The sequence below is a fragment of the Tardiphaga robiniae genome (genome assembly GCF_013359755.1).
Taxonomy (GTDB): Bacteria; Pseudomonadota; Alphaproteobacteria; order Rhizobiales; family Xanthobacteraceae; genus Tardiphaga; species Tardiphaga robiniae.
The window spans coordinates 71,390-92,640 of the sequence record NZ_JABMCJ010000083.1; the positions used below are offsets into that span (position 1 = coordinate 71,390).

The following is a 21,251-nucleotide window of genomic DNA, read 5'->3' on the forward strand; positions in this document are numbered from 1 at the left end:
TAGGTATTATGTAAACCGTTGGTAAAGGTGCGACATTCTGACTGAACAAAAGTGAACTGAAGCTCTCTTTTTCGATGGCCTGCAATATCAGCCAGTTAGCAACGAGTATCTGAGGTTGACAGCCACAACTCCACTACTTGTGGACGCGTGTCGGCGTAAGCTAGCGACGACGTAGTGCCCCTGGACAAAGTAGCGAATCAAAATCGCAACTTTTGGTTCCAGCCGCCGACATACCGACGACCTGAAGTTTATCCGTCGCTCGACGTGGGGACGACGCGGCGTGCGAACACGACTGAGCGTGCCGGCTGGAGAATCAGGAGCAATCTGGTCCGGATATTTTCCAGTCAGATTATAGCCGCCCAATTGCATCTCAATCCGAAGATAGTAGCTGCGCCCCGTGCCGGTTGATTTGGTAGGTCTGGGACGACATGCAGCTGGGACACCGGAACGTCCTCCGATCGCCGGGCAGACTGGCTCTAGGCTGCGCCACAATCTTGATAAGAGTGCGTGCCCCCCCGCAACGGCGGCACAGCAACAGATCGACTGCTGGTAGTTTCGTTGCTCTCACATCGATACCTCCGCGGAGTGAAGTCATCGACTCAAGTCCGGTTGTCTTGCTCCGTTCCACAACTTTTACTATGCGGTACTCCGTTGCAGCGCTCCTGATGATCGCCCGGCAGCTTTCAGAGAGTTCCTTCGCCTCAGCTTGGAGCGGGCCGGTCATGGTGATGGTGCGGCCCTCAAGCACCTTTCTGGACATGTTCCGGACGACATACTGCACCCAGTCGTCATCACAGCGCTGGGCATTCATATCGAGCTGGTGTTCAGCGCAGCGCCTGGCTTGCTACTTTCCAGCAACACGGAACCAAGCCGCCTCGATCATCGCGTGCTCGTGAGAATGAGCAGCAATCCCGCCGTGCCCAAAGATGATCGCGGAAATCAATGAAGCTCAGCGGCAGCGCCACCGCGACATAATGGCACACCGTTGTCCCATCTGTCGGCGACGTCCTTCAAACGCAGGATGTCGAAATTTCCGTGCCCGGCGATAACAAGCTTTAGGCTCGGCAGGTGACCTATGGCTCGGACTTATCTCCAACCAGAAGTGGTGGAACGACCGGCCGACCCGTTCGTCAACCAGAGGCTGCGGCCCTCATGGGCGCAGGGACGCGAGCCGACGATCTATCAAATCGTGCGGGATGCCCAGTCCACGAGTTTCAACACTCCCAACATGCCTGGAACCTCGGAGGAAGCCGACGATTTATCAAGGCTGCAGCGGTGCATTCAGGAGATAGAGAGCGCCACCGGGCTGGAGCTCTCGGTCGCACACTTCGCGCTCGATATGACAGCCGCGGAGATGGTCAAGGCGATTGTGTCCGGGAAGGCAACCGCCAAAGCCGTGGGCGTGCAAGCCGATCTGCGTCCCATCCTGTTCCTGTTGCCGGGGTCCCTTGGTTACGGTCCGAGCATGGCCGCTTTTGCAGCGGGGCTCGGCAAGATCGCCCGGGTCGTCCCGATCAAATACCCCGACCTGGGGAGCATCCTCGCCGGAAACAACACGGTCGCCTCTATGGCAGATGCCGCGGTGGAGCAAATCCGCCGGAGCCAACCCGTCGGACATGTTCGCCTTCTCGGCCATTCCCTTGGTGGTGTGGTGGCATTCGAAGTTGCGGCGCGGCTGCTGGAAGCACGGCGGTCCATCAAGTTCCTGGGGATTCTCGATACAGCGATTATCAACGAGGGCCGCGATTACCGGGAGACGCTCGCCCGAACGTTGCGGCGGCTCCGCGCCAATCGTGTGAACATTTCGCGGATAGCCTGCCGGGCGCTCGCAAAGGTTACGGCAGCAATCGGTGGCGAGGCCCCCCTTACCTGGATGCTTCATCGCTATGCGCGAGGGAAGTTCAACGCCACCTGCTTCCGAATTAGGCTTGAGCTGCAAGAGGTGTTGCGGTCGCGAGCTTTCTACCAATGGCTGGCGTCGCCCAGGCCGTCTTTGCCGATCGGAGCTACACTGTTTCGCTGCAACCGAGATGGAGCGCCGCAATCGCTCGGCTGGGATTGCTCACTCGCAAGCCTGGACGTGATCCCCGTCGCAGGCACGCATATCGAGCTCGTCGTCGAGCCCTACCTCGCCACCAACCTCCCCTTGGTCGAGAGTGCGGTCGTGCAAACCTACACGCCGGCCGAGTTTTGCAAGCGGAAAGCGCTGTCATGACCCTTGCTGCGCACATTCCGGCTGCGCGGGAGTTTGGCAACAACGTATTGGCGCTCGATCCCGCTGCCGAAGTCGAGAGGATTGTCCAGGCGCTACGCCAACAGGTCTTGGGCGTGTTAGGGCGCCGCGGCGCCGTCGTTGGTCTTTCCGGCGGCATCGACAGCTCCGTCGTCGCGGCGTTGTGCGTGCGTGCATTCGGCAACGACAAGGTCTTGGGCATCTTCATGCCCGAGCACCATTCTTCGGACGATTCGCTGAGGCTCGGCCGCAGTTGGGCGGCGCAGCTTGGCATCGATACCGTGTTGGAAGACATATCGCCCGCCCTCGAGGGACTCGGCGCCTATCGCCGGCAGGTCGAGGCAATCCGAACCGTCGTTCCCGAATATGACGACGGCTGGAAATGCAAGCTGGTGCTACCGTCGGTTTTCGCGAGCAACGGATTGAATATCACCCGTCTCACGGTTCAGAGCCGCGACGGCAGCACCCGCACCGTTCGTCTTTCGTCAAACGCCTATCTCCAGATCGTCGCCGCGACCAATTTCAAGCAGCGCGTCCGCAAGATGACGGAGTACTACCACGCCGACCGCCTCCGATACGCGGTCGCCGGCACACCGAACCGTCTCGAGCACGACCTGGGCTTTTTCGTCAAGCAGGGCGACGGAATTGCGGACGTGATGCCGATCGCCCATCTCTACAAGACGCAGGTCTATCAGCTCGCGAAATATCTCGAGGTCGAGGAGGAGATCCAGCGCAGGCCACCGACCACGGATACGTTCTCGATGCCGCAGAGCCAGGAGGAGTTCTATTTTGCGCTGCCTTATCACCAGATGGATCTGTGCCTTTACGCGGTGAATCACGGGATTCCGTCAGACGAAGTTGCAGAGGCTATCGGACTGACAGCAGCCCAGGTCGATTTGGTATTCAGGGATATTGACGCCAAGCGTCGTGTCACGCGCTACCTCCACGCACGACCCCTGCTCATCACTCAAGTATTCGAGGACTGACCTGCATGTGCGGTGTCGCGGGCATAGTGTCAGTAACCGCCGCCGCAGGGCCCCCCTCCCGCGAAGCCTTGATGCGCATGCTCGGCGCGCTCGCCCATCGCGGCCCGGACGAGCGCGGCCTATACCGGGACGAACGCGCGGGATTGGCACATGCCCGCTTGTCCATCATCGACATTTCGAGCGGTCAGCAGCCTCTCGCGGACGCGAGCGGCACGACGTGGATCGTGTTCAACGGCGAAATCTTCAACTACGTTGAGTTGCGTGAGAAGCTGATCAGGCTTGGCTACAGGTTCCGGACCCGCAGCGACACGGAGGTCATCGTCAACGCCTATCGGGCCTGGGGCGAGGACGCCTTCGAGCGGATGACCGGACAGTGGGCGCTCGCGATCTGGGACTCGGTAGCCCGTCGTCTGGTGTTGGCGCGCGATCGCACCGGCATTTGCCCTTTGCATTTCTGCGAGCGCGAAGGTCGACTGTATTTCGCCAGCGAAGTGAAGGCCATCTTCGCGGCGGATGCAGCGATTCCCCGCACCTTCGATCCAGTCGGCATCGATCAGACATTCACTCTCTGGACCGTTGTGGCGCCGCAGAGCGTGTTTCAAGGGATCAAGGAGCTCGTCCCGGGACATTTCCGCATTTATGAAAACGGCGACGTTCGCGAGAAAGCGTTCTGGAAGCCGCGATATCCCCAACTGTCCAGCTCGCGCGACGGCCGGTTTGCCGGTTCACTCGACGATGCCGTGAAGCAGGTGCGCAGCGCTTTGGAATCCGCGACGTCGCTTCGAATGGTGCGCTCCGACGTAAACGTCGGCAGCTATTTGTCCGGCGGGCTCGACAGTTCGCTTATTGCGGCGATGGGATGCCACTTTGCCGGCGAACGCTTCCAAACTTTCTCACTGCGTTTTGCTGACGCTGAATATGATGAGACCGACTTCCAGCGACTGGTTGCCCGTGTCACCGGGAGTGAGCACCATGAAGTGGTGGTCTCGCGCAGTGACATCGCCGAGATTTTTCCGCAGGTCATCTACCACACCGAGCGTCCGATCTTGAGAACCGCGCCAGCGCCGTTGTTCCTGCTGTCGCGTCTGGTGCGCGCCTGCGGCGTCAAGGTTGTGCTGTCCGGCGAAGGCGCCGACGAAATGTTTGCCGGCTACGATCTCTTTCGCGAAGGCAAGGTCCGCCGTTTCTGGGGCCGGCAACCCGCTTCGACACGCCGCGCGCGGCTGCTTGAGCGTCTCTACCCTTATCTCACACGCTCGCCGGTACGGCAGCAGGCAATGGCCCGGCAGTTTTTTGGGCGCAATCTGTCGGAGCACGCCGCGCCGGGCTTCGCGCATGACACCCGCTGGCGAACGACCAGCGGCATCAAACGACTGTTCTCCAGCGACATGAGCGCGGAGTCGGCGAGACACGATGCGGTTTCCGAGTTGATCGCCGGTCTACCTCCGGAATTCACGCAATGGAGCTCCCTTGCGCAGGATGAATATCTTGAAATCCAAACACTGCTGTCGGGATATCTCCTGTCCTCTCAGGGCGATCGAATGCTCATGGCTCATTCGGTTGAAGGTCGCTTTCCTTTCCTTGACGAGGACGTGGTCGCGCTGGCGAATTCGCTGCCGCCCGCCTACAAGCTCCGCGTCCTTGACGAGAAGCACGTTCTGAAGCGCGTCGCAGAGCCGATCGTGCCGTCGGAGATCATCGCCCGCAAGAAGCAGCCATTCCGCGCGCCCGACGCTCTATGTTTCGTTGGCCGCGATACGCCCGCCTATATCGACGACGCGCTTTCGGAGGCGGCTATTCGCGAAGCAAACGTCTTCGATCCTGACGCGGTCGCGCGCCTGCGGAGCAAGTGCCGGACACAGGCCGCAACCGGCAACGGCGATCTCTCCAACTCCGACAACATGGCGATGGTCGGCGTGCTATCGACCCAGCTCCTGCACCAACAATTCATCGCAAGCCGTCCTGGTGGGCGCCACGCTCTGGAGCTGACCGTCGATATCGATCGCGAGCACCGGGTTGAGGGGGCCCTGTCCTGATGCATGGTCCTGTACCGCTCCTGCACGATTACCTCATCCACTCCGCCCGTCATCTCGGTGAAAAGGTGGCGCTGGTGTGTGGCAAGCATCGCGTCAGCTATGGTGAGATCGAGGCACGCTCCAACGCAATCGCGAATTATCTGGTCGCAAGCGGCGTCGAACGTGGCGATCGGGTGATTATCTTCGCCGACAACACTGTCGAGACCGTCGTCAGTTTCTGGGCCGTGCTGAAGGCGAATGCCGTGGTGTGCATCGTCAATCCGCTCACCAAGCGCGACAAGCTTGGCTACCTGCTCAATGATTGCCAGCCGTCGGCGCTTATCACAGACAAACATCTCCTCACGATATTCGAGGAGCCTGCGCAGGCATGCCCGTCATTGCGACGGGTAATCGTTTCCGGGCCCATCGACGATGCCGAGCTGACGGGGCTGCCCCATGCGGTACGCTGGGACGAGGCAGGCGCCGCCAGCCACGACCTAGCTCCGGCGCGCCGCTGCATCGATATCGATCTCGCGGCCATCGTGTACACCTCCGGATCGACGGGCGATCCCAAGGGCGTGATGCTGACGCACCGGAACATGCTGTCCGCGTGCACGTCGATCGCATCATATCTCGCGCTACGCGAAGACGAGGTCATTTTGAATGTCCTGCCACTCGCCTTCGATTACGGCCTGTATCAGATGATCATGGCGTTTCGCACGGGCGCGCGACTGGTCCTCGAACGGTCGTTCGCTTTTCCGGCACAGATTCTCGGGCTTATCGCCGACGAACGGGTGACCGGCCTGCCCGGCGTGCCGACGATCTTCTCAACGCTATCGGGGCTCAAGTCGATCAAGGAGCACGATCTCTCGAGTATCCGCTATGTCACGAACACCGGAGCTGCACTGCCGATGAAGCACATTCGTCTGCTGCAGGATCTATTCCCGGATGCCCGCATTTATTCCATGTACGGCCTCACTGAATGCAAGCGCTGCACCTTTCTGCCCCCGGAGGATATCGATCGAAAGCCGCTCAGCGTCGGGATCGCCATCCCGAATACCGAGATGTGGATTGTCGACGAGCGCGACAGACGCGTGGGCCCCGACGTGGTCGGTCAGCTTGTCATTCGCGGCGCGACGGTGATGCGAGGCTATTGGGGCAAGCCAGAGGCCACGGCCAGGAAACTCAAGGCCGGTCCGCTGCCAGGCGAGCAGGTACTGTACACCGGTGACTACTGCCAGATGGACGCGGAAGGCTACCTCTACTTCGTTGGCCGCAGCGACGAGATCATAAAGTCCCGAGGCGAGAAGATCGCTCCCAAGGAAGTGGAGAACGTGCTGATGGATATTCCGGGCGTGAGGGAAGCCGCGGTGATTGGCGTTCCCGACGAGCTCCTCGGGCAGGCGGTTAAAGCGTTTGTCGTTATCGAACAGGGAACAACACTGAGCGAGAAGCAGATTCAGAAAGAGTGCCAGCGACGCCTCGAAAGCTTCATGGTGCCGAAGTGTATTGTGATCGTGCCCAGCCTGCCGCGAACGAATACAGCAAAACTCAACAAGAGAGCACTGCAGGCGTCGATTTCCGAATGATCCGAGCGTGACTTTTCTTTACGCATTGGAGTTGAAACATGTTGCTAGTCAGGGAACCACTCGAGACCTATCGAAGGCAAGTTCGCGATTTCTTGCTGTCGAACTTCTACATTGCTGAAGCCAACTCGCTTGAGGTCGACACATCGCTGCTCGATCAAGGCATCATCGACTCGACGGGAGTGCTCGAGGTCATCGGGTTCATCGAGGAGACCTTCGGCATCACGGTCGAAGATAGCGAGCTCTTGCCTGAGAACCTGGATTCCATCGAGGGAATTTCACGCTTCGTCATGAGCAAGAAGAGCTGATGCTTGTCTGCAGCGTCCAAACCGCGTCACGAACGCCACCGTAGCGGTTCAGGTTGTTGCGCCTTTGCGGTATCCCATAACGACGCGGCCTTCGCCCGTTTCATTCGTCACCACGCTGATGCTCTCGTAGCTCTTGTTGCGCTCAAGAAGGGTTGTCACCTGCCGCTCCTGACCGGCGCCGACCTCGAACAGGAGGATGCCGCCCGGCCGCAAATATCGGACTGCGTCCTTCGTAACCCGCATATGGATGCTAAGTCCGTAAGGACCGGCTGCGAATGCCTCACGTGGTTCGAGTTCGAGCAAGGGGGCCCGGTCGCCTCTGAGCCGCGTTTCCGAAATATAGGGTGGGTTGCAGACGATCAGGTCGATGGTCCCATCCAGCGACAGACCTGAAAAAGCGTCGAACAGATCGCCCTGAAACACCGACATGCGTTGCGTGAGTCCGTGATAGGCGACATTGCGACGTGCGACAGTGACACATCCATCGGTTAGATCGCTCGCCCAGACGCTTGCGTCGGGGGTCTGGAGCGCGATGGCGCATGCCAGATTGCCTGCGCCACAGCACATGTCGATCACCCGCGGCTCCGCCACGTTTAACTGACGCAGAGCATCGACAGCGCTCGCGCAAAGCAATTCGGTTTCCGGCCGGGGGACGAGCGCACCGGGCGCGACCAGCAGCTCTATTCCCATAAACAGAGTACGTCCCTCATCGTAAGCTTTGGCGACGTTGATCACTTCGCTCATTGCGGTCACCCTGCCTGGACGTTGCGCGACAACTGTTGCATGCGGCGTGATCATGCACCGGACAGAACCATGCCCTGTCCATGTGGCAATGGCGGTAGTCACAATGAGGTAGATGGGCCGATAGCGGCAATGCAGTTGTTTTCGGCAGCGCTCCTTACGCATTTTGGCGATGCGGCAACCCACCGGCTGCATGGTCATCCGACGACGCAGACCTCGCTCTGACTTCGGCCACTTCGAGGCTGCGTGGTATTTGCCTGTCCCGCTTTTCAAGTTCTCATGAACGGGGCCGCGGCGATCCGGCACCCTGTCCGGCGAGCTAACGATTCGTGACGATGGCTTCGTTGGCCGTTTGCTGCTATGGCGTTCTTGGTATCAACGAGGCTGAGGCCTTACGTTGTTTTTTATATTGTCCAAGACTCTTGGCAACGCACTTGCGCCGGTCAATTTCCTGGTCGGCCTCGGTGTGCTCGGCGCGGTTCTTTCGGCAACACGGCTTTCTTCGCTTGGCCGCGGGCTTATGATCACAGCCGCCGTGCTGCTTGCGGTCGCCGCGTTTTCACCGGCTGGAAGATTGCTGCTCTATCCGCTTGAATCGCGCTTCCCGCCCTGGGATCCGGGACAGCGTGCGCCTGACGGCATCATCGTGCTCGGCGGCTCGATCGACGCCGATGTTTCGCTTGCGCGTGACACGCCGGTCGTCCGTCGCTCGCCCGACCGCATCATCGCAGCCGCAGCGCTGGCGCGACAGTATCCGAACGCACGCGTGGTGTTCACCGGCGGCAGTCCGAGACTGGTATCGGATGCCAGGGAGGCCGATTACGCCGCCGCGCTCTTCGAAAGCCTTGGAGTCGACAAATCGCGATTGATCATGGAGCGGCAATCGCGCAACACGCATGAGAACGCCGAGTTCACCAAGGCGCTCGTGGCGCCGAAGCCGGGCGAGCGCTGGGTTCTGGTGACATCAGCGTTCCATATGCCGCGATCGATTGGCCTGTTTCGCAAAGCCGGATTTCCGGTCGAGGCTTATCCAGTCGACTGGTGGGTCGGCGGTCGGCGCGCCGCACTTTCCTTCACCACCCTCGCCCTTGACGGGCTGTCGCGGACCGACATTGCGGTGCGCGAATGGTTCGGGCTCATTGCCTATCGAGTCACGGGGCGGATCGATGACTTGCTGCCGGGGCCCGATGCACATTGATTCTCCGGGCCCGAGATAAGGCAAGCGCCGCGGGCCGTCGGAAGCCAAAAGCCATGTATGGCCACGCCGCCGCAGGTACCGACCGGACGCCATTCGAGCCTCGTGTGGGCCATTGTTGTGGACCACCGGATTTTCTCGAAACGGCTGCGGGTTAGAAGTCTTTGATCTGCGAAGGGAAATTCGAGTGTGGCTGGGGAACTAGGATTCGAACCTAGACAAACAGAGTCAGAGTCTGTTGTGCTACCGTTACACCATTCCCCAAACGATTCAGAGACTTACAGGAAAATCCAGTCTGGAATCGGTCGGAACAGAGATGCTCATCTCGTTCGGGCGCGTTCTAGCCCGTCCGCCGGACAAAGCGCAAGGCCTCTGGACGGAAATGACAGCTCATTGACACCACTGGCAATGGACAGGCCACACAAGGCGCGGCCTGCCCGGTCGCCTCGCCCTATTCGCCCGGTCCACCGACCGGGATGGCCATCGGCTCCGGCGCCAGACGCCTGCTGAGCGCCAGATAGACGCCGCCGCCTACAACGATGCCCGCCAGCCAGCTCAGATCCGCGCCGCCGAGAAGGTTGATCGAGATCGGCCCCTGCAACGCAGGCACCAGGCCATCCTGGAACAGCCAGGTGGCGATCAGGCCGGCGAAGAACGCGATCATGCCGCTCCAGTTGATATCGCCATAGATGCTGGTCTCCGGCGACTTGTAGAGTTCGGCGATGTCGATCTGGCTCTTCCGCCTGACGAAGAAGTCGGCCAACACCACCCCGGCATAGGGGCTCATCCACATCAGCAGGCTGATCAGCCAGTTGTCGAAGGCCTTCGCAAAGGACGGCGCGAAGATGAAATACACCGTCACCGCATAGCCGGCGACGCCGACGATCAGCGCCAGCATCGTCCGCGAGAAGCGGACGCCCATGCTCAGCGCCGCGAGCGCCGACGAATAGACGTTGAGGATATTGGTGGCGATCGGCCCGTGCAGCACCAGCAGCAGCACGAGAATGCTAGCGACGCCGCCGAACACCGCCGAGACCATCTTGGCGGGATCGGTGTCGAGCGTCACCGACGCGATGGTGGCACCGAGAATAGCCAGCCACACCGACGGCACGAACATGCCGACATAGCTGTACCAGAACACGGCCTTTGACGAGGTCGAGCGCGGCACGAAGCGCGAATAGTCCGACGCCCAGGTCACCCACGAAATGCCCCAACCGACGCCAACGGCGGTCATCAGCAGCGACAGCATCGCCAGATGCGGCCCCGGCGGCAGCGACGTGGTGTGATTCCAGTTGACGACCCCGGGCTGGCTCCAGGCCAGCACGCTCATCAGCACCATTATCACCACTGTGACCGGCACGGTGTATTTCTCGAAGGTGCGGATCGCATAGAAACCATAGGTGCCGATCACCACCTGCGTGACCATCACGATGGTGATCACAACGAGATTGGCGAACCAGCTATCCGCGATGCCGAACTGGCCGAGAATGGCCATCGAGATCTTGACCGGGAAATAGGTGTTCACGCCGATCCAGCCGAGCGTCATCAGGAACATCAACAGGCTCGGCAAATAGGCGCCGCGGCGCCCGAAGGCCGACCGCGCGAGTACCATCTGGTTGACGCCGGTCTTGTGGCCCATGACCGTGAAGGCGGCGAAGATCGCGGAGCCCGCCGCATTGCCGATGACGATGACCGCGATGGTTTCCCACAGACCGAGCTTGAGAATGATACCAAGCGCGCCGAGCGCCCAGTTCACGGGCGCAATATTGGCGCCGGCCCAGATCCACATTTGCTGCGGCCCGGTGGAATCCCGGTCGGCATCAGGGATCGGTTCGATACTGTGGATGTCTGCCCGCAACTCAGAGTTAGTCATGCTCGCCCCCACGTCAGAAACAACCTGAGGTCAACAAAGCAAGACGCGTACCAATCCCGGCAGCGCGGCTTGCTACTTGTGGGGCACCGGCGGCGTGCCGTGGGTGTGGAATGACTCGATGGTCTTGAGGCCCCAGGCTTGGCCCTTCTTGCGCTCCTCCTCGGTCCAGACGATGGGCTTCCAGTCCGGCGCCAGGATCAGCCGTGCGCCGGCATTGGCGACTTCGACGCGGTTGCCGCCGGGCTCGTAGACATAGAGGAAGAAGGTCTGCTGGATCGCGTGCTTGTGCGGACCAGTCTCGATGAACACGCCGTTTTCCAGAAAGATATCAGCCGCGCGCAGAATGTCTTCGCGGCTGTCCAGCGCGTAGGTGACATGGTGGAAGCGTCCCTTGGTGCCGGAGTGATCGCGCGAATAGGCGAAGTCGTAGCTCTTGTTCGACATGGTCATCCACATCGCCGCTTCCGTGCCGTCATTGAGCACGATCTGCTCGGTCAGCCGGAGCCCCATATAGTGCTCGAAAAACTCGCGATTGGCCTTGATGTCCACCGCGAGGCAGTTGAGGTGATCGAGCCGCCGCACATTGATGCCCCGCGCCGGATAGCGCTGCGCCTGATTTTTAAGCGCCGGCTTGAGTTCCGGCGGCGCCTCGTACCATTCGGTCTCGTAATAGAGTTCGACGATGTGCCCGTCGGGATCGCGGCAGCGAAATGCCGGCCCGTGCCCGAGATCGCCGTCGGTCCAGCCGATATCGTAGCCGGAGCCTTTCAGCGCCGCCACGCGGCGCTCCAGCGCCTGCGGGCTGCGTGCGCGCAGCGCCATATGCTCCATACCCGACGTGTTCGACGCCGTCAGCTTCAGCGAATAGCGCTCATAGTCGTCCCAGCCACGCAGATAGACCGACTCGCCCTGCCGGCCCGACACGGTCATGCCCATGACGTCGACGAAGAATTTCAGGCTCTCGTCCGGCTTCGGCGTCAGCAATTCGAGATGGCCGAGATGGGCGAGATCGAAAATGGGTTCGGGAGTCATTGGTTGTTTCCTCCAGTATTCTAGTCGAGCTTACTCGATCCCCTCATGGTGAGGAGCGCGTCTTCGCGCGTCTCGAACCATGAGGAATTGGGCGCTCATCCTTCGAGACGCGGTCGAAGACGACCGCTCCTCAGGATGAGGGCGACGGCGCGCTATCGCAACGCGCGCGTCACGTCGTCGAACAGCTCATCAACGCTGAACCTGCGCGGGATCAGCCCCTGCTGCGCAGAATAGTCTGCAATGAGAGCCAACGAACGATTCATGGCATCCGCATCGAAAGACAGGCTCTTGCCGGCTGCCGCCGCCCTGCTCGCCTCCAGCATACGGTGGACTTCGCGCACGACGTCGGGCCGCGTATCGGACAATTGCTTGCTGACGACTACCATATGGTTGATCGGCACCACGCCATGCCTGGCCAGCCAGGCTTTCTCTGCAGCGGCCACGTCTGGGAACAACTGCGCCACCCGTGGATCGTCGCTCTTCTCGCCGAGCACGGCGTCCAGTTCGCCGTCGAACAACATCTGCATGATCGCCTTGCCGGCGGGTGCCCTGGTGGTGCTGTCGACATATTCGGCGACATGCGGATCCTCGAAGGTGATCCATTCAATCGCGTCGAGATTGACGCCGTAGTCGTTGGCGAGCATACCGCGCAGCCACGCGCCCGTCGTCGTCGTAAACGATCGAATGCCGACGCGCTTGCCTTCAAGATCCTTAGGTCCGGCAATACCAGCCCCGGGGTTCGTGACCGCGAAGCCAAACTGATGCCGCGCCATCATCACATCAGGCAGCAGCACCATCGGCTTGTCGTAGCTCCTGGCCATCAGATAGGTGACGATGGCCATTTCGGCGATGTCGAAAGCCCCGTCGCGCACCATGGGCTTGAAGCCCTTATTGGTGGGCTTGTAGTCCGCGAAGTCCAGTTCGACGAGATCAGACGTGATCGCGCCGGATTTCAACGCAGCCGTATGCGGATGATCGCCGAGCAGAATACGAAGCCGCATGCCAGCCTCCTCCCCGCTCAGGCCTGATCGGGATCGTCGACGTAAACCAGACCCGCTTTGGCGAGCGGCTCCCGCATATTGTACATGTCGAGGCCGAGAATACCGGAAGCCAGCTTCTGCCGCTTGGCGTCTTCTTCGGCGAAACGCTTCTCGCCCTTCACCGCAACCTCAGCGGCATGTTTGCGCGGGATCACCACGACGCCGTCTTCATCGGCGACGATGACGTCACCCGGCGTCACCTGCGCGCCAGCGCATACCACCGGCACGTTCACCGCGCCGAGCGTCGCCTTGACCGTCCCCTTCGCCGAGATCGCGCGTGACCAGACCGGAAAGCCCATCTCGCGCAGCGTCTTGATATCGCGACATCCGGCATCGATGATCAGACCGACACCGCCGCGTGCCTTGAGCGAGGTCGCGAGGAGATCGCCGAACATGCCGTCGGTGTTGTCCGTCGTGCAGGCCACCACCAGCATGTCGCCGGGTTTGCACTGCTCGATGGCCACATGCAGCATCCAGTTGTCGCCGGGCTGCGCCAGCACCGTCACGGCGGTACCGGCCGCCTCTGCGCCGGACCACACCGGCCTCATATAGGTCTTCATCAGGCCGAAGCGGCCATAGGCCTCATGCACCGTGGAGACGCCGAGCGCGCCGAGCCGCTGCACGACGTCGGCATCCGCGCGTTGAATATTCCTGACGACGACGGGTTTCATGCCAGTGTCTCCACGGTCATCGGGAACAGGCGCTGATAGGCTTCGCCATAGGTCATGGCCGCGCCGGTGTTGCGACCACCCTGCATACCGCGCTGCAAGGCGACGCGCTCGTAATAGGCCCAGAGGTGCTTTTGCGCAGCGAGAATTTCGAACGTCTTGCGCTTGATGTCCCAGACCTCATCGATGTTGAGGATCACCTGCGGTTTGAAATTGCACATCTCCGGCTGATGCGGCTCGAACAGGAACACCGGCGGCGCAGAGTAGCTGTATTCTGCTTCAGGCTTGTGCCCCATCGCCTGCGCGATGATGCGGGCTTCCTGTGCGGCGGCGGTCGCCGCGGGATGATCGACATTGTAGGGATCTTCGAGCGAATGCGTCAGCACGAAGCTTGGATTGAGCTCCCGATAGATATCGATCAGCCGCTCCTTGTGTGCTTCGGTCAGATGCAACGGATAGTCGCCGGCATCGAAAAATTCGATCTCGGCGCCGAGCGACGCCGCCGCACGCTCCGCTTCGTCTTTCCGTCCCGCCTTGACCTTGTCGAGCGTCATGCCCGCCTGCTTCCAGGCAAATTGCGACTCGCCGCGCTCGCCATAAGCGAGGCAGACGATCTTGACGCGATAGCCCTTCTTCGCATGCAGCGCGATGGCGCCGCCGGCGCGCCAGACGAAATCGCCGGGATGGGCGGAGACCACGAGGCCGGTCTTGGCTTTGGACATCGGATGTTCCTTCGGATTTTCGCGTCGCTTAAGTGTCGAATTCAAACAGTCGCGCGGGATTGTCGACGAGGATCTTCTGCTGGATCACCGGATCCGGCGCGAAGAGCGGGATCAGATCAACGAGATCACCGTCATTGGGCATCGCCTTGACGTTGGGATGCGGCCAGTCGGTGCCCCAGATCACGCGATCGGGCGCGGTCTCGCAGATTGTCTTCGCGAACGGCACCGCATCGGTGAAAGGCGGCCCCAGCGAGGTGACGCGCTCGCAGCCGGAGACCTTTACCCAGCATTTCTCGTCGCGCTTCATCAGGTCGATCAGGATGCGGAACGGCTGCTGCTCCAGGCCATCGGCGGCCTTGACGCGCCCCATGTGATCGATGGTGTAACGCACCGGCAGCTTCGCCAGCAGGTCGGCATAATCAGGCAGGTCGACCGCATCGAAATGCAGATCGACGTGCCAGCCCATCGGCGCGATCATGTCGATGATGCGATGAAACACTTTCATGTCCGGCGTGCCGCCGAGATGCCGTACGAAGTTGAAGCGGCAGCCACGGAAGCCACCTTCGTGGAGTTCGCGCAAGCCCTTCTCCGTGATCGTGCCATCGATATTGGCCACCGCGCGGTAACGCCCGCCGCTCACCGCGATGGCGTCGAGCGCCACGCGGTTATCTGTCCCATGCACGCTGGCATTGACGATGACGGCGCGGCCGATGCCGAGCTTCTTGTGCAGCGCCTGGAAGTCTTCTAGCGGCGCGTCCGGCGGAATGTAGGAACCGACATAGGGATATTTGGCGCCAGGCCCGAAAATATGCGTATGCGCGTCGCAGGCCAGCGGCGGCAGCTTGAACTTCGGCACCTTGGTATGCGGATCGGGACCGGGAACGGTTGGTTTCGTCATTGCTTCGGAATTCCTGCCTTCTCGATGACGGCGGTCCATTTGGCGATATCGTCGACCAGCCGAGCCTTCAGTTCCTCGGGCGAACTGGCTTTCGCCTCGATGCCGAGGTCGAGCAGCTTCTGCTTCACATCTGGCATCGCCAGGACCTCGCGTAGTCCTGCATTCAACCGCGCAATCGCTTCGGGCGGCGTGCCTGATGGCGCAAACAACGCATTCCATGACACGACGTCATAGCCCTTCACGCCGCCTTCGATCATCGTCGGCACGTCTTTCAGGATCACCGAACGGGATTCGCCCGTGGTCCCGACGGGACGCATCTTGCCATCCTGCAGCGCCGATTTCATCCCGACATAATTGTCGATCATCACATCGATGTCTTCGCGCAGCAGCCCGACAATGACTTCCGGCGTTCCGCGATAGGGCACGATCTGGAAGTTGATCCCGGCCGTGGATTTGAGCAATTCGGCCGACAGGTTCTGGGTACTGCCCACGCTGATGGTGCCGACATTCAATTTGCCCGGATTGTCGCGCGCGAACTTGATGACGTCGGCCAGCGTCTTGTGTTGCGAATTCGTATTGGTACCGACGATGAAATCGAAGAAGCCGATGCTGGAGATCGGCGCAAAGTTCTTCACGGGATCGAATGGCAGGCTCTTGAACAGCGGTACGCTGACGGCGGTGCCGTTGCTGAGCAACGCCAGCGTATAGCCATCTGGTTGCGACGATAGCACTGCGCGCGCCGCAACGACGCCGCCCGCGCCCGGCATGTTCTCGATCACGAGACGCTGGCCGAGATTATCGCCAAGTTTTTCGGCCACGATGCGGATGGTGATGTCAGCGACACCGCCGGCCGCGAACGGCACGATCACGCGAATGGGCTTGGTCGGATAGCCGGACTGGGCCTGCGCCACAGGTACCGCGTTCGTGAGGAATATCGCACCGAGCGCCAAATGCGCGGCGCTCAGCAGGTGCTTGAGCCTGGTCGGGAAGCGGAGCGTCATGATGGATTGAAGACGCCTGATGCGTCCACCCTTGCCGTTTTTATGTCGGTACCCGTGGCCGTCACGTCATCGCGACAGGGCTATGGACCGTTCTGCTCCCGCAGTAGCCAATTCCGATATATGAAACAAATGAGAAATCTGGGATAATCGTGCAGTCTCCTGCATATATCCTGCCGAGCGGATTATCCCGCAGCCTGGAAGTATTTCCGGGTCAGATCGATCAGCGCCTGCGCCGGCTTGCTGACGGGCTGTCCACGCTTGACGATGATGCCCACCGTGCGGCTGACGCTGGGATTACGCAGCGGAACGGCGATCAAGCCGGCAGTTCCCTGCGTCGCCACCGCGATGCTGGGCACCACGGCGATGCCGAGCTTCTCGAACACCATGCCCACCGCCGTCTGCAGATGCTGCACCTCGTAGCGCCAGTTCAGCTTGTCGCGGCGATGGCCGAGCGCGTCGTCGATCAGGGCCCTATTGCCGGCCTGCGGACTGATGCGGATCAGCGGCATATCCTCGAGATGCGACCAGGCCACGAACTTGCGTTGCGCAAAGGCATGATCCTTCGTGCACAACAGGACGAAGCGCTCCTTGATCAGCGGCGTGACAGCCAGATCCCATATATTGGTCGCCGTGATCGTGATGCCGAACTCTGCCTGCCCGGACTGCACCAAAGTGGCGATCTCGCTGGCTGAGTTATCGTGGATCTTGATCGAAATCCCCGGATGCACCGCATTGAACTGCTTCAGCACCCGCGGCAGGTGATAGGCGGCGATGGTCGGCAGGCAGCCGAGCGCGATGTGCTCCTGCCGCTTGCGGCCCCGTGCCCGCAGCAGATCGATGGAATCGGACAACTCCCCGATCATCCGCCGCGCAGTCGGCAGCAGTTCCAGCCCGGCCGGGGTGAGTGCCACCTGTCGTGTGGTGCGGGCCAGCAGCTGAAAGCCGAGATCCTCTTCCAGTTTCTTGATCCGGTGGCTCAGCGCCGTCTGCGACAGATTGAGGTGCGCGGCCGCACGAGAGAAGCTGCCCCGCTCCGCGATGCTCAGAAACGCCTGCAGGCCGGGAAAATCGATGCGCATGAGAGGTCCGTGCACGGCCGAAGGCGACCGCGTTGAGATAACGCGGCGACGACGACCCATGCAAGGTCAGGACGTCAGCCTATGCCGACCTCGCGGGCTGGTTAAAACTGCGTAAAGCCAGATCGCCAGCCACGCGCGACAAGGTATCCAGTGCCGGAGTTTCCGCGTCCCAGTGCGGAGCTAATTCCGCAATGCAAGTTTGACGAGCAGAGCCCACCGATAGCCCGTGGACGCGCCTTAACAATTTGTCCAGTCCCTGACCTGCATAGTCGGCCCAACCGGGGCGTGAGACGCGAATTCATCAATGACCAGTTTAAACGCAGCGGCGTCGTTCGGGCGCATTATCTCAGTTCGCGGCTCGCTGGCCCGGGTCGGCTTGCTCGCCGTGAACCCGATGACACCCTCGGAGATGCGCGGCACCGTCGGCCGCTTCGTCAGCATCCGTTGCGCCTCCTCGACCATCATTGCCATGATCACGGAAGTGTCCGCTGAGAACATGCATGCATCGGACATGTATATCGCCAGTGCCTCGGTCGATCTGCTCGGCGAGATCATGGGGCACGGAGACAAGGCCAAATTCCAGCGCGGCGTCACCAACTATCCCACCATCGACGACATCGTCGATCTGATCAGCAATCACGATCTGCGCACGGTCTATGCGCCGTCCGGCTCCGAGCAGATCAACGTGGGCACGCTGCAGCAGGACAAGTCGGTCGCCGCTTATGTCGACGTCGAGGAAATGCTGAGCAAGCACTTCGCGGTGCTCGGCTCCACCGGTGTCGGTAAATCCACCGGCGTGTCGCTGCTGCTCAATGAAATCCTGAAGTCGCGCCCGCATCTGCGCATCTTCCTGCTCGATGTGCATAACGAATATGGCCGCTGCTTCGGCGATAAGTCGCTGGTGCTGAACCCGCGCAATCTGAAACTGCCGTTCTGGCTGTTCAATTTCGAGGAAATCGTCGACGTGCTGTTCGCCGGCCGCCCCGGCGTGCCCGAAGAGCTCGAAATCCTCTCGGAAGTCATCCCGATCGCCAAGGGCGTCTACACGCAATACCAGAACGCCGACCGCATTGGCCTCAAGCGCATCGATCCCAAGACCATCGGCTACACCGTCGATACGCCGGTGCCTTATCGCCTGGTCGATTTGATCTCGCTGATCGACGAGCGCATGGGCAAGCTCGAGAACCGCTCGTCGCGCATCCAGTATCACAAGCTGATCTCGCGCATCGAAGCGGTGAAGAACGATCCGCGCTACGCCTTCATGTTCGACAACGCCAATGTCGGCGGCGACACCATGGCGGAAGTGATCAGCCATCTATTCCGCCTGCCCGCCAACGGCAAGCCGATGACCATCATGCAGCTCGCCGGCTTCCCCGCGGAAGTCGTCGATAGCGTGGTGTCGGTGCTGTGCCGGATGGCATTCGATTTCGGCCTGTGGAGCGACGGCGCCTCGCCGCTGCTGTTCGTCTGCGAGGAAGCGCATCGCTACGCCTCCGCCGACCGCAATATCGGCTTTGGCCCGACCCGCAAGGCAGTGTCGCGCATCGCCAAGGAAGGTCGCAAGTACGGCGTCTATCTCGGCCTCGTGACGCAGCGTCCGGCAGAACTCGACGCCACGATCATTTCCCAGTGCAACACACTGTTCGCCATGCGTCTCGCCAACGAGCGCGACCAGGCCCTGCTGCGCTCCGCGGTGTCGGATGCCGCTGCCAACCTGCTCTCCTTCGTGCCGTCACTCGGCACCCGCGAAGTACTCGCCTTCGGTGAAGGCGTCGCGTTGCCGACCCGCCTGCGTTTCAAGGAAGTGCCGCCGCACCAGCTGCCGCGCTCCGAAGCCACCATCGCGACAGTGCCCTCGGTCGCCGCCGGTCACGACATGCAGTTCGTCAGCGCGGTGCTGGAGCGCTGGCGCGGCGCCACCTCGCATCGCGAGGTACCGAACGATCCCGGCTTCATCGAACGCCCGCTGGCGACGCCGAGCCGCAGCGTCGAAGCCCCGATGCTGCAACCCTCGCTCGGCCTCGATCCGGATCGCTTCTCGCTGCTCAAGAAGCCGCTACGTTAATCGCATCGGCATGCATTGCCGCAAGCGCTTTGCGGTGACGGCGTGATCGCCTATGGTCTCGTGAAACAGAAACGTTCACGGGAACGCCAGATGACCCAGCCGATTGCGAAACGCTTTCCGACACCCGCCCTCGACAAGCTGCCCGAGGACATCCGCATGCGCATCATGGGCGTGCAGGAAAAGTCTGGCTTCGTGCCGAACGTGTTCCTGTCGCTGGCCTATCGCCCCGACGAATTCCGCGCGTTCTTCGCCTATCACGACGCGCTGATGGAAAAGGACAGCGGGTTGACCAAGGCCGAGCGTGAGATGATCGTGGTCGCGACGTCAGCCGCCAACCAGTGCCATTATTGCGTCATCGCGCATGGTGCAATCCTGCGCATTCGCGCCAAGAACCCAACCATCGCCGACCAGATCGCCGTCAACTACCGCAAGGCCGACATCACGCCGAAGCAACGTGCGATGCTGGATTTCGCCATGAAAGTGAGCCGGTCCGCCGAGACCATCGGCGAGCAGGATTTTGCCGAGGTCTCCGGCCACGGCTTCAGCGACGACGATATCTGGGACATCACCGCGATCTCGGCCTTCTTCGCGCTGTCGAACCGGATGGCCAATGTCACCAACATGAAGCCGAATGACGAATTCTATATGATGGGCCGGCTGCCGAAATAGTGGCACGGGTTTAGAAGGATCTCGCATTGCTCGACTGGACGGACATCATCCTACGTCTCGGCATCGCCGCCCTCGTCGGCGGCGCCATCGGCCTCAACCGCGATCTGCACGGCAAGCCCGTCGGCGTACGCACGCTGGGGCTCGTCAGCCTGGCCACTGCCATGATCGTGGTGCTGGCCGATCCGCTCGGCAAAGGCGGCTTCACGGATGCCGGGAGCCGGGTCATTCAGGGCATACTCACAGGCGTCGGCTTTCTCGGTGCCGGCGTGATCTTTCATGCCGAGCGGCATTTCCGTGTCCGCGGCCTGACCAGCGCCGCCTGCGTCTGGCTGACCGCCTGTGTCGGCATCATGTGCGGCGCCGGCCATTGGCGCATCGTCACCGTCTCAGTGGTGATCGCCTTCCTCGTGCTACTGCTTGGCGGAAGGATCGAACGCGCCCTGCATCGCGTGCTCGGCGGCAAAGGCGATCCCGCGTCGGTTCCGATGGATGCGCCTCAGTCGTCGGACGCCGGTCCGCACCAGCCCGGCAAATAGATCGCATCCTTGCTTTTGGCGATCGCCAGCGCTTTCTCCAATGCCTTGGCGAAATCTGCGTCGATCTCCTTGGTGGAGAGCCGGCTGCGAAACAGGTCCGCCCAGAGGAATTCGCTGAACGGCGTGGTGTCTTTGGCATAGCCGCCGGCGCGGCGAATTTCGCCGGCCAGGCTGCGGAACGGATCGTCTTTCAGGCCCGTCACCGATTTCGGAATGTCCTTGAAGTGCCGTCGCTCGCCCTTGGCGTCATAGGGATAGGCCCAGCGGCGGTGATCGAGCACGCCCCAGAAGGCTTTCATATCGACCATCGTGAGATCGGCGATCACGGTGACGAGCACATCCTTCACGCCTTCGTCATGCAACGCACGTGCGAGATGATGGTGATCGACCACGTAGTGGCGCTGATCCGGCCCCAGCACCACGGGGATCATGTGCTGGCCGAGCAGTTCGGCCTGTTTGCGCTTGGACTTATGGGCGCGCCAGCGTTTGCGCTTCTCCTTCACCTCGCGCATGCCCACCGTCATCTGCGTTGGCCGCAGCGATAGGATCGGGACCGGATGCAGCAACGGTTCGCGTGTGTTCGGCATGTGGCCTCCCATATCTA

Annotated in this window: 19 protein-coding genes and 1 tRNA gene; 9 read left to right on the top strand and 11 right to left on the bottom strand. The window is 61.2% G+C overall.

Features of this window, described 5'->3' with window-relative positions; all coding sequences use genetic code 11:
* Nucleotides 1–1,075 precede the first annotated feature (1,075 nt).
* From HP556_RS13505 to HP556_RS13525, 5 genes are read left to right on the top strand one after another with little or no spacing between them, the layout of a single operon-like run.
* Nucleotides 1,076–2,215, top strand: a complete 1,140-nt coding sequence (locus tag HP556_RS13505; protein WP_175367357.1) for a thioesterase domain-containing protein — start codon at nucleotides 1,076–1,078, stop codon at nucleotides 2,213–2,215.
* A complete protein-coding gene (gene nadE / locus HP556_RS13510) occupies nucleotides 2,212–3,219 on the top strand; it encodes an NAD(+) synthase (protein WP_175367358.1) in 1,008 nt (335 codons plus the stop codon). Before HP556_RS13505 ends, nadE begins: the two co-directional genes overlap by 4 nt.
* Nucleotides 3,220–3,224: 5 nt before the next feature.
* Complete coding sequence (gene asnB / locus HP556_RS13515) at nucleotides 3,225–5,255, top strand: asparagine synthase (glutamine-hydrolyzing) (protein WP_175367359.1); 2,031 nt, start codon at nucleotides 3,225–3,227, stop codon at nucleotides 5,253–5,255.
* On the top strand, nucleotides 5,255–6,823 hold the full coding sequence (locus HP556_RS13520) for a class I adenylate-forming enzyme family protein (RefSeq protein WP_246297687.1): 1,569 nt from the start codon (nucleotides 5,255–5,257) through the stop codon (nucleotides 6,821–6,823). Before asnB ends, HP556_RS13520 begins: the two co-directional genes overlap by 1 nt.
* Nucleotides 6,824–6,861: 38 nt before the next feature.
* Nucleotides 6,862–7,128, top strand: coding sequence for an acyl carrier protein (locus HP556_RS13525; RefSeq protein ID WP_089267182.1), 267 nt, complete (start codon nucleotides 6,862–6,864; stop codon nucleotides 7,126–7,128).
* Between the two features lie 48 nt (nucleotides 7,129–7,176).
* Here HP556_RS13525 and HP556_RS13530 read toward each other — a convergent pair whose 3' ends face one another.
* Entirely contained in the window at nucleotides 7,177–7,872 is a 696-nt protein-coding gene (locus HP556_RS13530) for a N5-glutamine methyltransferase family protein (RefSeq protein ID WP_089267325.1), read from the bottom strand.
* 394 nt (nucleotides 7,873–8,266) lie between these two features.
* On the opposite strand from HP556_RS13530, the gene HP556_RS13535 reads away from it, so the two are divergent.
* A complete protein-coding gene (locus HP556_RS13535; RefSeq protein ID WP_175367360.1) occupies nucleotides 8,267–9,067 on the top strand; it encodes a YdcF family protein in 801 nt (266 codons plus the stop codon).
* Between the two features lie 187 nt (nucleotides 9,068–9,254).
* Here the strand turns inward: HP556_RS13535 and HP556_RS13540 are convergent.
* From HP556_RS13540 to HP556_RS13580, 9 genes are all read right to left on the bottom strand, one after another.
* Nucleotides 9,255–9,328 (bottom strand) — tRNA-Gln (locus tag HP556_RS13540).
* 187 nt (nucleotides 9,329–9,515) lie between these two features.
* Nucleotides 9,516–10,937, bottom strand: a complete 1,422-nt coding sequence (locus HP556_RS13545) for a purine-cytosine permease family protein (protein WP_175367361.1) — start codon at nucleotides 10,935–10,937, stop codon at nucleotides 9,516–9,518.
* Between the two features lie 72 nt (nucleotides 10,938–11,009).
* Complete coding sequence (locus HP556_RS13550) at nucleotides 11,010–11,969, bottom strand: catechol 2,3-dioxygenase (protein ID WP_068730601.1); 960 nt, start codon at nucleotides 11,967–11,969, stop codon at nucleotides 11,010–11,012.
* Between the two features lie 152 nt (nucleotides 11,970–12,121).
* Nucleotides 12,122–12,970 carry an ABC transporter substrate-binding protein gene (locus HP556_RS13555; protein ID WP_175367362.1) on the bottom strand — a complete coding sequence of 283 codons (849 nt, stop codon included), beginning with the start codon at nucleotides 12,968–12,970 and terminating at the stop codon, nucleotides 12,122–12,124.
* Nucleotides 12,971–12,987: 17 nt separating this feature from the next.
* Nucleotides 12,988–13,680 (bottom strand): 4-carboxy-4-hydroxy-2-oxoadipate aldolase/oxaloacetate decarboxylase, encoded by a 693-nt coding sequence (locus HP556_RS13560; RefSeq protein ID WP_089267178.1) that lies wholly within the window; start codon nucleotides 13,678–13,680, stop codon nucleotides 12,988–12,990.
* Nucleotides 13,677–14,399: a PIG-L deacetylase family protein gene (locus HP556_RS13565; RefSeq protein ID WP_089267177.1), complete on the bottom strand. Its 723-nt coding sequence runs from the start codon at nucleotides 14,397–14,399 to the stop codon at nucleotides 13,677–13,679. Before HP556_RS13565 ends, HP556_RS13560 begins: the two co-directional genes overlap by 4 nt.
* Nucleotides 14,400–14,427: 28 nt before the next feature.
* On the bottom strand, nucleotides 14,428–15,297 hold the full coding sequence (locus tag HP556_RS13570) for an amidohydrolase family protein (RefSeq protein ID WP_175367363.1): 870 nt from the start codon (nucleotides 15,295–15,297) through the stop codon (nucleotides 14,428–14,430).
* Nucleotides 15,294–16,298 (bottom strand): Bug family tripartite tricarboxylate transporter substrate binding protein, encoded by a 1,005-nt coding sequence (locus HP556_RS13575; protein ID WP_175367364.1) that lies wholly within the window; start codon nucleotides 16,296–16,298, stop codon nucleotides 15,294–15,296. Before HP556_RS13575 ends, HP556_RS13570 begins: the two co-directional genes overlap by 4 nt.
* A 182-nt stretch (nucleotides 16,299–16,480) precedes the next feature.
* On the bottom strand, nucleotides 16,481–17,377 hold the full coding sequence (locus tag HP556_RS13580; protein WP_116660335.1) for a LysR family transcriptional regulator: 897 nt from the start codon (nucleotides 17,375–17,377) through the stop codon (nucleotides 16,481–16,483).
* 304 nt (nucleotides 17,378–17,681) lie between these two features.
* On the opposite strand from HP556_RS13580, the gene HP556_RS13585 reads away from it, so the two are divergent.
* The 3 genes from HP556_RS13585 (at nucleotide 17,682) to HP556_RS13595 (ending at nucleotide 20,647) form a co-directional block, all read left to right on the top strand.
* Nucleotides 17,682–19,442: an ATP-binding protein gene (locus HP556_RS13585; protein ID WP_089267173.1), complete on the top strand. Its 1,761-nt coding sequence runs from the start codon at nucleotides 17,682–17,684 to the stop codon at nucleotides 19,440–19,442.
* A gap of 90 nt (nucleotides 19,443–19,532) precedes the next feature.
* Nucleotides 19,533–20,111 (top strand): peroxidase-related enzyme, encoded by a 579-nt coding sequence (locus HP556_RS13590; RefSeq protein WP_175367365.1) that lies wholly within the window; start codon nucleotides 19,533–19,535, stop codon nucleotides 20,109–20,111.
* Between the two features lie 26 nt (nucleotides 20,112–20,137).
* On the top strand, nucleotides 20,138–20,647 hold the full coding sequence (locus HP556_RS13595; protein WP_175367366.1) for an MgtC/SapB family protein: 510 nt from the start codon (nucleotides 20,138–20,140) through the stop codon (nucleotides 20,645–20,647).
* Here HP556_RS13595 and HP556_RS13600 read toward each other — a convergent pair.
* On the bottom strand, nucleotides 20,608–21,234 hold the full coding sequence (locus HP556_RS13600) for a ParB-like protein (protein ID WP_093758901.1): 627 nt from the start codon (nucleotides 21,232–21,234) through the stop codon (nucleotides 20,608–20,610). The two genes, HP556_RS13595 and HP556_RS13600, sit on opposite strands and share 40 nt — an antisense overlap.
* Nucleotides 21,235–21,251 lie beyond the last annotated feature (17 nt).